This is a genomic window from Pseudomonas sp. MAFF 730105 (assembly GCF_055380705.1).
This window is the reverse complement of sequence record NZ_AP018438.1, coordinates 4,684,518-4,696,151: the sequence shown is the minus strand read 5'-3', so window position 1 is coordinate 4,696,151 and position 11,634 is coordinate 4,684,518. Positions and strand designations below refer to the sequence as shown.

The window sequence follows — 11,634 nt, the reverse complement described above, 5'->3', positions numbered from 1 at the left end:
TTAGGACTCGTCCTACAGCGCCCCTCAAAAGCTTCCTCTAGCCTGAGGCCCCTTAACGTTTACGAGTCGGTTCACACCCGTCGCGTTGTCATTGGGATGCCCGTCATGCCGAATAAAACACTACGTATCATGATTGCCGATACAGACCATTCTCATCGAATGAAGCTTGAGTATCTGTTCAACCAACAGGGCTATTTCCGGATTGCGCCCGTGAGCAGTGCGCAGGAGCTGATGACCTTGATGGCGTTCGGCATCGAGCCGTTCGACCTGCTGGTCGTCGATGCCTGCCTGGCGGAAGGGGCTCTGGACCTGCTGGGTTTCTTCCTCGATAACCCGCAGGTGCGCCATGGAATGATCTACAACGCGCAGCAGGCCGGCCTCCTGTCGGTCCCTGTCGCGCGGCGGGCAAGCGTGCAATTGCATCCTGCGCCGCTGCCTGATCTCGCGGCGCTGGCGCGCCTGATGACACGGGTCGATCCGGCGGAGTGTGAGGTGCCCCGTCCCTGGAGTCGTCCCCTCAGGCACAGCCACGGCGGTTGATCCTGACCATTGGTCGGCACTGTCAGACCTGACAGGTGGCCCGGCCTGTCGCTTGTGCAAGAGTCCGCTGCAGCATGGCATCGGCGTTGTTTGTATTCATCTGGGGAGTTGCCTTGAAAGACGTGTTGATCGTGGATGACCACCCTGTCATACGGGGGGCATTGCGGCTGATTTGCCAGAACGAAGGGTTTACCCAGATCAGGGACGCCAATGGCGTGCTCGATGCCAGGGCCCTGATCAAGGAGCGTACGCCGGAGCTGGTGATCCTGGATCTGGTGATGAACGGTTTCGATGGCCTGGACTTGCTGGTCTGGATCATGGCCCAGCACCCCGAGTGCGGCGTGCTGGTGTTTACGTCCCAGGATGCGCAACACTTCTGCAACCGCTGCATCTCGGCTGGGGCCAGGGGCTTCGTGACCAAGAAAAGCGACCTGAAGGAGCTGACCAAGGCCATTCATGCCTTGAAGTCCGGTTATTCCTATTTTCCCCAGATGCCCGTCAGGCTGGATTTCCAGCAGCGCACCGAACAGCAGGCCCTGGAAAGCCTTTCAACCCGCGAATTATCCATCCTGCGAATGCTGTCCATGGGCATGCGTGGCAAGGATGTCGCCGAATCCCTGTACCTGAGCCCGAAAACCGTGAGTACCTACAAGACCCGGCTGCTGGAAAAGCTTGGCCTGAAGACCCTGGTGGGCTTGTCGGATTTCGCCAAGCGCAATCACCTCTGAGCCCCGTAAGCATGGGGGTTATGTAGGCACTGATCAGGTGAGCCGTTGTGGGAGCTGAGCTTGCTCGCGATGAACGATAATGCGATCGATGATAGACCGAGGCACCTTCATCGCGAGCAAGCTCAGCTCCCACACAAGCTCAGCTCCCACACAAGCTCAGCTCCCACAAAAAGCGATGACACTGCGCTACGCCATATCACTCTGGCTGAATTCCTCGGCCAGAAAATCGATCAACGTCCGCACCGACGGCAACAACCCGCGGCGTGACGCGAAGATCGCATGGACGATCCCGCATTTCGGTGCCCAGCCCGGTACCAACTCCACCAGTTGCCCAGCCGCCAGGTCATCGCGGACCAGCACGTGGGGCAGGTGGGCAATGCCGATTCCCGCCAGGGCCGCCTGGCGCAGGACCAGCAAATCGTCGGTGACCATGCGTGGCGCGTGGCGGATCAGCGCGCTGGCGCCGTCCGGCCCCGACAACTCCCATTGATATTCCCGTTGCGCCGCCCCCCAGTGCAGGCTGGGCAAACCGTTGAGATCGGCCGGGGACGCTGGGGAGGACAGGCGCTCCCGAAAAATCGGGCTGCCCACCAGGCATTGGGTGCTCTTGCCCAGCACTTTCATCACCATGTCGGTGTCCTCCAGCGGCGGGAAGCGCACCCGCAAGGCGATATCGAACCCTTCGTGAATCAGGTCGACCCGGCGGTTAGTGCTCTCGATGAACAACTCCACCCGTGGGTAACGGATCATGTAGCGGGTCAGCATCGGTCCGACCCAGCTGTTGAGCAACGCCGTCGGACAACTGATGCGCACCAGCCCCTGGGGTTCGGAGCGGTTGCGTTCGATTACTTCGGCGGCGCTCTCGGCCTCGACCCGCATCGCCAGGCAACGCTGGTAATAGGCCTGACCGATTTCCGTCAACGAACAATGCCGGCTGGTGCGATGGATCAGCCGCACGCCCAGGCGCTCCTCCAGCTGTGCGATGCGTCGGCTGAGCTTGGACTTGGGCATGTCCAGCGCCCGGCCGGCAGCAGCGAAGCCGTGGTGTTCGACCACCTGGGTGAAGTAATAAAGGGTGTTCAGGTCTTCGATGATCGTTCTCCAGATAGAACGCTAAAGCCGATTTTTGCAGTCTAGTGCACCAAAGGTCTCAGTTTTAATCTGTACCCATCGAATCGCAACACCTGATTGGGAGACGCAGCATGAAAAAGCTCATTGGCCTCTACACCAGCCCGCGGCCCCATTGGGTCGGCGACGGCTTCCCGGTACGCACGCTGTTTTCCTACGACAATCTGGGCAAGCACATCAGCCCGTTCCTGCTGCTGGACCACGCGGCCCCAAACGAATTCACCCCCACCACTGAGCGTCGCGGTGTCGGCCAGCACCCGCATCGGGGCTTCGAAACTGTGACCATCGTTTACCAGGGCGAACTGGAACACCGGGATTCCACCGGCAGCGGCGGCAAGATCGGTCCGGGCGACGTGCAATGGATGACCGCCGCTTCCGGGATCATCCATGAAGAGTTTCATTCAGAAGCCTTCGCCCGCCAGGGTGGGTTCATGGAAATGGTTCAGCTATGGGTCAACTTGCCCGCCAAGGACAAGATGGCCCCGGCCGGCTACCAGACGCTGCTCAAGAATGACATTCCGAACATTGAACTGAAGGACGACGCCGGCAGACTGCGCCTGATCGCCGGGACCTTCGAGGGGCAACAAGGCCCGGCGAAGACCTTCACACCCATCGATGTCTGGGATATCCGCTTGAACGCCGGCAAGAGCCTGACCCTCGACCTGCACGAAGGCCGCAACACGGCCCTGGTGGTGTTACATGGCACAGTCCAGGCCAACGGCCGCGAGCGGATCGAGGCCGGGCAACTGGCGCTGTTCGACCGGGCCGGCGACCAGTTGACCCTGCACGCCAATAACGACGCAGTGGTGCTGTTGCTCAGCGGCGAGCCCATCGACGAACCCATCGTTGGCCATGGCCCGTTCGTGATGAACAGCGAGCAGGAAATCCACCAGGCCTTCAACGATTTCCACTCCGGACGGTTCGGCCAGATGGACGCTTGATTGCTGTTCCCTGTGGGAGCGAGCCTGCTCGCGATAGCGGTCCGCCAGTTGCTGAAGCGTTGACGGATCAACCGACATCGCGAGCAGGCTCGCTCCCACATGGGGTGTGCTGATTCCACGGCGTGTTCATCTGTGCCAATCTTCTCGCCAATGGCCTTCCTGGAGCTGTCCCATGCTGTCTCTGATCACCAATCACCCGCTGCTCTGCGCCCTGGTGCTGCTTGTGCTCGACATGCTGTTGTGGCGACTGGTCAATGCGCAGCGGTCCTATTGGAAAATAGGCGGGCGGCTGGTGATTTTTTCATTGTTCAGCATGCTGCTGTTCAATGAAGGCCTCAACCCCATGGAGCCGGCACAGTGGGTCGACGATGTACCGCGGCACCTGGCGGCCACCGGTTTGCAGATCGCCTGGTGGCTGTTCGCTGCACGGACCCTGACGGTGCTGATCGGCGCGGCGATGATGCAACGGGTCGGTCATACCGGGCGGCTGTTGCAGGATCTGCTCGGTGCGGTGATCTTCCTGATCGCCGTGATCGCCGCGCTGGCTTATGTCCTGGATCTGCCGGTCAAGGGGGTGCTGGCGACGTCCGGCGCGATGGCGATCATCGTCGGCCTGGCCTTGCAAAGCACCCTCAGCGACGTGTTCTCCGGCATCGTGCTTAACACCACCAAGCCTTATCAGCTCGATGACTGGATCTCCATCGACGGCACCGAGGGCCGGGTCACCGACATCGACTGGCGTGCCACGCGTTTGCAGACCGCCCAGGGCAGCATGGCGGTGATTCCCAACTCGTTGGCGGCCAAGGCCAAGGTCATCAACTTCAGCCGGCCCAGCGATGTGCACGGGTTGGCCATCAGCGTTCAGATCAGCCCCCACGCCCGGCCACAGAAAGTGATCGAGGCGCTGGAGCGCGCCATGATCGGCTGCCGCGCCTTGCTCGCTGTCCCGGCCCCTTGCGTAACGCTGAAAAGTTCCAGCAGCGCCGGGGCGGAATATGAAATCAGCGGTTTCGTTGCCACGCGAGCCCAGAAGCGCGAGGTCCGCAATCAACTGTTCGACCTGGCGTTCCGGCACCTGCGGGCGTCGGGGATCAGTCTCCTGTCCGACAGCGAAAGCGCCTCGGCCAGCGGTTCGTCACGACCCCGGGCGTTGCTGGACAGCTCGAGCATTTTCTCGACGTTGCGCCAGGAAGAGAAAGAGACCTTCAGCCAGAACATGACCCTGCAGACCTTTCGCGCGGGGGAGATGATTCTGCCGTCCGGCGAAGTCAGCGATCATCTGTTCATCATCGAGTCCGGCGTGGTCAGCGTGACCATGGTGCGCAACGGCCAAGTGTTCGAAGGTGGGCGCATGGGGCCGGGGGAAGTGATTGGCGAAGCCGGCATCATTTCCGACCTGGCCGCGCTGGCAAACTTTTCGGCCAAGACGTTCTGCACCCTTTATCGCATTGAGAAGGACTACCTCAAGCCTTGCCTCGACGCCCGTCACGACATCAACGACGCCATGAAGAACCTGTTGGATGTACGGATGAACCTCGCCCAGAACCTGATCCGCGAAGCTCCCAAGCCGGTGGCCAAGAAACGCTTCCTGCACTGGTTGCGCAGCCGGGCCTGAACAACCTGCCCATTGGTAACTCGAACTTCCCAATAATTGGCTATTTGTACCGCGCCAGCCTGGGGCTAACGTAGCGCCACACCCCATTGTTCTGGAGCACACCATGCAACCGCGTATCGATTTCTACACCGCTTCCCCCGACGCCTTCAAAGCCATGCTGGCCCTGGAGAACGCTGTCATGAAACTGGGCCTGGAGAAGTCCCTGCTCGAACTGGTCAAGCTGCGTTCCTCACAAATCAACGGCTGTGCCTTCTGCATCGACATGCACACCGCCGATGCCCGCAAGGACGGCGAGACGGAGCGTCGCCTGTACGCCGTGACCGCCTGGCGCGAAGCTCCGTTCTTCACCCCTCGCGAGCGCGCCGCGCTGGCCTGGACCGAAGCCCTGACCCGCCTGAGCGACACCCATGCGCCGGACGCCGACTATGAACTGCTGAACGAGCATTTCAACCCCAAGGAAATGGTCGACCTGACCGTCGCCATCAACGCCATCAACGGCTGGAACCGCCTGGCAGTGGGCTTCCGTAAGATGCCCGAGGCGTGAAGCGTCCATAGACGCTCGAAATACCCTGTGGGAGCGAGCCTGCTCGCGATAGCAGTGGTTCAGCTTGCGGCGATGTTGACCGTGCCGCCGCCTTCGCGGGCAAGCCCGGCTCCCACAGGGGCAGGTGGCGCTTGCAAATGCTGCGTACACCCCGAATCCAATGTGGGAGCGAGCCTGCTCGCGATAGCGGTGGTTCAGTTTGCGGCGATGTGGACTGTGCCGCCGTCTTCGCGGGCAAGCCCGGCTCCCACAGGGACAGGTGGCGTTTGCAAATGCTGCGTACATCCCGAATCCAGCGTGGGAGCGAGCCTGCTCGCGATAGCGGTGATTCAGCTTGCGGCGATGTTGACGGTGCCGCCGCCTTCGCGGGCAAGCCCGGCTCCCACAGGGGCAGGTGGCGTTTGCAAATGTTGCGTACATCCCGAATCCAATGTGGGAGCGAGCCTGCTCGCGATAGCGGTGGTTCAGCTTGCGGCGATGTTGACTGTGCTGCCGCCATCGCGAGCAGGCTCGCTCCCACATGGGGTCCGGGGTAACCACAAGCCCAGCCCGCCATAAACGCTGAGGGAGCGAGCAGAGTCTGTCTCGGGGAAACGAAGCTTCGGATGACAGGCACTGCAATCCGTTTGCTTCATATTAATGGGAAATATTACTATTCCCATCCCGTTCCCGCAGCGCGCTGTAATGACCCTCAAGTTGCCCCGCAAACCCGGCTTTTTCGAGCATTACGAAGAGTTGATCGGGACCTGGACCCGGCGCCTGCGCAATCGCGAGCAGGCCGAGGATCTGGCTCACGATACGTTCGTGCGGGTGCTCGAGGCCAATTCGGCCGGAGTCGAGCAGCCACGGGCCTATCTGCACCAGACGGCACGCAACATTGCAGTGGATGGCTATCGGCGCGAAGATCGACGGGGCGCCATGGAGGAGGCGGTCGACCACAGTCAGTCATTATCCAGCGACCCGGAGCATTTCATGCACGCGATCCAGCTGGCGGACTCCATCGAGCGGGCGCTTGCCGAGCTGCCGGCCAACTGCCGCACCGTGTTTGTCTGGCAGAAGATCGAAGGCCTGACCCAGGCGGAAACCGCCGAGCGCCTGGGGCTGTCAAAAAACATGGTGGAAAAGTATATGATCCGCACCCTGCGGCATCTGCGTGATCGCCTGGACGGTGATCTATGACCTCTCGTGCTCTCCTGGCTGAATCCGACCACTTGACCCCGGCCACTTCGAACCCTAGGACCTTCCATGACCGATAGCCGTGAATGCCCGTGCGGGCGGGACAGGCTTCGCGACGATGCGGCGCAATGGTTCGTACGCTTGCAAGCCCCGGCCATGAGCGTCGAGGAGCGTCAGCATTTTCAGGCCTGGCTGGATGAGCACTCCGCCCATCGCGACGAAATCCAATTGTTGCAAGGCATTTGGAGTGCCACGGATCTGGTGCCCAAGGAGCGCCTTCAAGCACTGTGCGAACGTCCTGCCGTACGGCCGAAGCGCCGCCCCCTGCTGCGTTATGCCGTGGCCGCCGGCCTGCTGGCGGTGGCAGTCGGATTGGGCTTGTTCAGCGGCCTGAGTTCTCCCACCGATTACAGCGCCGAATTTGCCACGGCCTTGGGAGAACGCCGGCACATCGCCTTGCCGGACGGCTCGGTGATCGACCTTAACAGCCACAGTCGGGTGCGGATTCAATTGGCCCACCACCAACGGCGTGTGGAGCTGGTCGAAGGCGAGGCTTTGTTCAGCGTCGAACATGACGCCGGTCGGCCATTCACCGTGGAGGCGGGCAACGGCCAGGTGACAGTGACTGGCACGCGCTTCGACGTGCGCCGCGATGCCGACCACACCCGGGTTGCGGTGGGGCAGGGCAGCGTCAAGGTCCAGGGGCGCAATGCGCCGCCGGCTCAGTTCGTCAGTCTTACGGCGGGGCTCGGTACCCGGATCGATGCCCAGGGAAAGGTCGCTGCACCTTATGCGATCAACCCCGATGAACTCACCGCCTGGCGCAACGGCAAGCTGGTGTTCAACAACGCACCGCTGAGGGACGTGGCCGAAGAAGTCTCCCGTTATCGGGCCAAACCCCTGCGGGTCGGTACTGCGGCGGTGGGCAACCTGCGCCTGAGCAGCGTATTTCGCGCGGACGACCCCGAAGCGCTGATCAAGGCCTTGCCGAATATCCTGCCGGTGACCGTTCGTACCCTGGACGACGGCAGCCAGGAAATAATTGCACGATAGATTCAGGTTTTTTTCGAGTTCTTCGTCTTCTTGTCCAACTGCAACTGGTTTGCATTAACAGACGCGTATTCTTGCGATTCGACAGGACAAGGTTCGACGTGAAAACCTCCGCCAAAAACAACAACCGCACTTCTGCACACTGGCTGCCGCTGGCCTTGACCCTGGCTGTCAGCGCCGCGCTGCCCCAGGCTTTCGCCGATCAGGTCGCCACCGCTATTCATATCCAGGCGCAGCCGCTGGGCCAGGCCTTGAGCCAGCTGGGGCAGCAGACCTCGTTGCAGGTGTTTTTCAGTCCGGAACTGGTGGCCGGCAAACAGGCCCCGGCAGTGGACGGCAACCTGTCGCCGGAAGCGGCCTTGCGCCAACTGCTGCTGGGCAGCGGGCTGCGCTACCAACTCGATGAAGGTTCGGTGACCGTGCTGCCGGCGCCATCGGTGTCCACCAGCGGCCCGATGGAACTGGACGCTACCGAGATCCAGGTGGTGGGCGACTGGCTCGGGGATGCCAACGCCGAAGTGGTGCAGAACCACCCTGGCGCGCGGACGGTGATCCGCCGCGAAGCGATGGTGGAGCAGGGCGCCATGAATGTCGGCGATGTGTTGCGGCGTGTGCCGGGCGTGCAGGTGCAGGACGCCAACGGCACCGGTGGCAGCGACATCGCCCTGAACGTTGGCGTGCGCGGTCTCACGTCACGGTTGTCGCCACGCTCCACGGTCCTGATCGACGGCGTGCCGGCGGCGTTTGCGCCTTACGGGCAGCCGCAACTGTCCATGGCCCCGATCTCGTCGGGCAACCTGGACAGCATCGACGTGGTGCGCGGCGCCGGGTCTGTGCGTTACGGGCCGCAGAACGTCGGCGGGGTGATCAATTTCGTGACCCGCGCGATCCCGGAAAAGGCCACCGGCGAAATCGGCACGACCCTGGAAACCTCCCAGCGCGGCGGCTGGAAGCACATCGACACGGCGTTCCTCGGTGGCACTGCGGATAACGGCTTGGGCATTGCGCTGTTGTATTCGGGTGTGAACGGCAACGGTTATCGCCAGAGCAACAATGGCAACGACATCGACGACGTCATCCTCAAGACCCATTGGGCGCCCACCGAGGTGGACGATTTCTCGCTGAACCTGCATTACTACGATGCCCGAGCTGACATGCCTGGCGGACTGACCCAGGCGCAGTACGACGCCGACCCGTACCAGTCCGACCGCGACTGGGACAATTTCAGCGGCCGGCGCAAGGACATTTCGTTCAAGTGGATCCGGGAAATCAGCGACCGTACCCAGGCCGAGGTGCTGACGTATTACTCTGACAGCTACCGGGGTAGCACCATTGCCGCCCGGGACCAGCGCACGTTGGTGTCCTATCCGCGCACGTATTACACCTTCGGCATCGAGCCCCGGGTGTCCCATGTATTCGACCTGGGTGCCACCACCCAGGAAGCCAGCGTCGGTTATCGCTACCTCAAGGAAGGTATGCACGAAGAAGCCAGTCGCCTGGCGCTGCGCGATAACCAGCCAGTGGTGCGTCCGGGCTCCGACGGCCATGTCTATCAGGACCGCACCGGCGGCACCGAGGCCCACGCGGTCTATGTCGATGACAAGATCGACGTCGGCAAATGGACCATCACCCCGGGCATCCGCTTCGAAAGCATCAGCACGCAGTGGCACGATCGCCCGGTGCTCGACACCGCCGGCCGTCCGGTGCAGGAAAAGCGTCGCAGCATCGACAGCAACGAGCCGCTGCCGGCCCTGAGCGTGATGTACCACCTGTCCGATGCCTGGAAGCTGTTCGCCAACTACGAAACCTCGTTCGGCAGCCTGCAATATTTCCAACTCGGCCAAGGCGGCGAGGGCAACAACACCGCCAACGGCCTGAGTCCGGAAAAGGCCAAGACCTACGAGATCGGTACACGCTACAACGATGACGTGTGGGGCGGGGAAGTGACGCTGTTCTACATCGACTTCGACGACGAGTTGCAATACATCAGCAACGACGTGGGTTGGACCAACATGGGCGCCACCAAGCACCAGGGCCTGGAAGCCTCGGTGCATTACGACCTGGCCGCGCTGGACCCACGCCTCGAAGGCTTGAGCGCCAATGCCGGTTTCACCTACACCCGGGCGACCTACGAAGGTGAAATCCCGAGCTTCAAGGGGCGTGACCTGCCGTTCTATTCCCGCCAGGTGGCAAACGTGGGGTTGCGCTATGAGGTCAATCGCTGGACCTACAACCTCGATGCCTTTGCCCAGTCCAAACAGCGCTCACCGGGCAACAGCGTCAATGCCGATGGCAGCTTCAGCAACAACTACCACACCGATGGCAGCGCCGACGGACAGTTCGGCGACATGCCAGGCTACGTGCTGTGGAACGTGCGCGCGGGTTATGACTTCGGTGAACAACTGTCGAACCTGAAACTCGGTGCCGGGGTGAAAAACCTGTTCGATCACCCGTACTACACCCGCTCCAGCGACAACAACTCGGGGATCTACGCCGGCGCCCCGCGGACGTTCTTCGTGCAGGCCAGTGTGGGGTTTTAAGTTTCACATCTGCTTCTGTGGCGAGGGGATAAATCCCCTCGCCACAAGGGTTCCGGAAACATTCAGACTTTCAGGATCTTCCCGCTGAGCGCCACGCCCACCAGCGACAACGCCAACAGCCCGAAGGCCACGCTCAGGCTGCTGCCATGGGCAATAAATCCGATCAGCGCCGGACCGGCGAGGATGCCGGCGTAGCCGATGGTGGTGATGGCCGGTACGGCAATCGCTTCGGGCATCAAGGTCTGCTTGCCGACGGCGGTGTACAACACCGGCACGATGTTCGAACAGCCAGCTCCCACCAACGCGCAACCCAACAGCGCCGCCTGCCACATCGGCGCCAGGGTGGCCAGCAGGAAACCGAGTGCGGCCGTGGTGCCGCCATAGATGATCACCCGTCGGGCGCCCAGGCGATGCACCACCGCATCGCCGGTCAGGCGGCCGACGGTCATGGTCAGCGCGAATGCGGCATAACCCAGCCCGGCGTAGGCGGTCTCGACCCCGCGCTCGGAGGCGAGGAACACTGCGCTCCAGTCCAGCACCGCCCCTTCGGCGAGGAACACGATGAAGCACAGGATGCCGATAAACAACACCACGCCGTGGGGAACGGCGAACGCCGGGCCCGAGCTTTCACTGCCGTAAGGCAGCAAGTGCGGCGCCGCCTTGAACAGCGCCACCAGCAGCAGCCCGTTGACCACCAGCGTCGCGCCCAGTGGCGACAGCCCGAGGCCGAGCAAGGCGCTGACGCCGGCCGCGCCAATGATCCCGCCGAGGCTGAACATGCCATGGAAGCCCGACATCATGGTCTTGCCACTGGCCCGCTCGACGATCACCGCTTGCAGGTTCACGGTCGAGTCCACCGTACCGAGCCCGGCGCCGAACAGGAACAACGCGGCCACCAGCCAGGGAAACGTGCTCATCGTCGCCAGCAAAGGCAACGCTAGGCAGATCAGGAGTGTGCCACCGCTCAACACCCGTCGGCAGCCAAACCGCGCCGCCAGTGCGCCGGAAATCGGCATCGCCAGGATCGACCCTACCCCCAGGCACAACAGCAGCAGGCCGAGGGTGCCTTCATCCAGGTTCGCCCGCACCTTGGCGTAAGGCACCAGTGGCGCCCAGGCGGCAATGCCGACGCCGGCGATGAGATAGGCGATGCGGGTGGACATCTGTTCCAGGCGTCCGGGAACAAACGTGGGTGGGGGCGTGATGGCAGTCATGAATCGTCCTTGGTTTTGCGATGCTGTGATGCAGGTGGGAACCCTATGCTGGCATATCCACTGACCTCACGGCGACCTCTAGGTGCCGACCGAGGGTGCTGCATCGCGAGCAAGCTTTGCTCCCACGGGCCAGGGCAGCATACAGTGGCGCCCTTGCT

10 protein-coding genes are annotated in these 11,634 nt (G+C 62.3%); 8 read left to right on the top strand and 2 right to left on the bottom strand.

Features of this window, described 5'->3' with window-relative positions; genetic code table 11:
* Positions 1 to 105 precede the first annotated feature (105 nt).
* Together PCOSP_RS20225 and PCOSP_RS20220 are read left to right on the top strand one after the other, a co-directional pair.
* On the top strand, positions 106 to 540 hold the full coding sequence (locus tag PCOSP_RS20225) for a response regulator (protein ID WP_464709410.1): 435 nt from the start codon (positions 106 to 108) through the stop codon (positions 538 to 540).
* A gap of 113 nt (positions 541 to 653) precedes the next feature.
* Entirely contained in the window at positions 654 to 1,268 is a 615-nt protein-coding gene (locus PCOSP_RS20220) for a response regulator transcription factor (protein WP_139644702.1), read from the top strand.
* Positions 1,269 to 1,454: 186 nt separating this feature from the next.
* On the opposite strand, the gene PCOSP_RS20215 is transcribed toward PCOSP_RS20220, so the two are convergent.
* On the bottom strand, positions 1,455 to 2,363 hold the full coding sequence (locus PCOSP_RS20215) for a LysR family transcriptional regulator (protein WP_175386785.1): 909 nt from the start codon (positions 2,361 to 2,363) through the stop codon (positions 1,455 to 1,457).
* Between the two features lie 107 nt (positions 2,364 to 2,470).
* Here PCOSP_RS20215 and PCOSP_RS20210 point away from each other — a divergent pair, with 107 nt between their 5' ends.
* From PCOSP_RS20210 to PCOSP_RS20185, 6 genes are all read left to right on the top strand, one after another.
* Positions 2,471 to 3,337, top strand: a complete 867-nt coding sequence (locus tag PCOSP_RS20210; protein ID WP_139644651.1) for a pirin family protein — start codon at positions 2,471 to 2,473, stop codon at positions 3,335 to 3,337.
* 172 nt (positions 3,338 to 3,509) lie between these two features.
* Positions 3,510 to 4,952, top strand: coding sequence for a mechanosensitive ion channel domain-containing protein (locus PCOSP_RS20205; protein WP_464709409.1), 1,443 nt, complete (start codon positions 3,510 to 3,512; stop codon positions 4,950 to 4,952).
* A gap of 103 nt (positions 4,953 to 5,055) precedes the next feature.
* Positions 5,056 to 5,496 (top strand): carboxymuconolactone decarboxylase family protein, encoded by a 441-nt coding sequence (locus PCOSP_RS20200; protein WP_041020941.1) that lies wholly within the window; start codon positions 5,056 to 5,058, stop codon positions 5,494 to 5,496.
* A 684-nt stretch (positions 5,497 to 6,180) separates the two neighbouring features.
* The gene (locus PCOSP_RS20195; protein ID WP_464709408.1) at positions 6,181 to 6,675 is read left to right on the top strand and encodes a sigma-70 family RNA polymerase sigma factor; all 495 of its coding nucleotides are present in this window, start codon (positions 6,181 to 6,183) and stop codon (positions 6,673 to 6,675) included.
* 66 nt (positions 6,676 to 6,741) lie between these two features.
* Positions 6,742 to 7,725, top strand: coding sequence for a FecR family protein (locus tag PCOSP_RS20190; RefSeq protein WP_464709407.1), 984 nt, complete (start codon positions 6,742 to 6,744; stop codon positions 7,723 to 7,725).
* Between the two features lie 98 nt (positions 7,726 to 7,823).
* Positions 7,824 to 10,262 carry a TonB-dependent siderophore receptor gene (locus PCOSP_RS20185; RefSeq protein ID WP_464709406.1) on the top strand — a complete coding sequence of 813 codons (2,439 nt, stop codon included), beginning with the start codon at positions 7,824 to 7,826 and terminating at the stop codon, positions 10,260 to 10,262.
* A 62-nt stretch (positions 10,263 to 10,324) separates the two neighbouring features.
* On the opposite strand, the gene PCOSP_RS20180 is transcribed toward PCOSP_RS20185, so the two are convergent.
* Positions 10,325 to 11,476, bottom strand: a complete 1,152-nt coding sequence (locus PCOSP_RS20180) for an MFS transporter (RefSeq protein ID WP_464709405.1) — start codon at positions 11,474 to 11,476, stop codon at positions 10,325 to 10,327.
* Positions 11,477 to 11,634 lie beyond the last annotated feature (158 nt).

Bases quoted from the DNA above. Each gene is read 5' to 3' on its own strand.
- PCOSP_RS20225 (WP_464709410.1), top strand. From the start codon at position 106: ATGCCGAATAAAACACTACGTATCATGATTGCCGATACAGACCATTCT.
- PCOSP_RS20210 (WP_139644651.1), top strand. From the start codon at position 2,471: ATGAAAAAGCTCATTGGCCTCTACACCAGCCCGCGGCCCCATTGGGTC.
- PCOSP_RS20205 (WP_464709409.1), top strand. From the start codon at position 3,510: ATGCTGTCTCTGATCACCAATCACCCGCTGCTCTGCGCCCTGGTGCTG.
- PCOSP_RS20200 (WP_041020941.1), top strand. From the start codon at position 5,056: ATGCAACCGCGTATCGATTTCTACACCGCTTCCCCCGACGCCTTCAAA.
- PCOSP_RS20195 (WP_464709408.1), top strand. From the start codon at position 6,181: ATGACCCTCAAGTTGCCCCGCAAACCCGGCTTTTTCGAGCATTACGAA.
- PCOSP_RS20190 (WP_464709407.1), top strand. From the start codon at position 6,742: ATGACCGATAGCCGTGAATGCCCGTGCGGGCGGGACAGGCTTCGCGAC.
- PCOSP_RS20180 (WP_464709405.1), bottom strand. From the start codon at position 11,476: ATGACTGCCATCACGCCCCCACCCACGTTTGTTCCCGGACGCCTGGAA.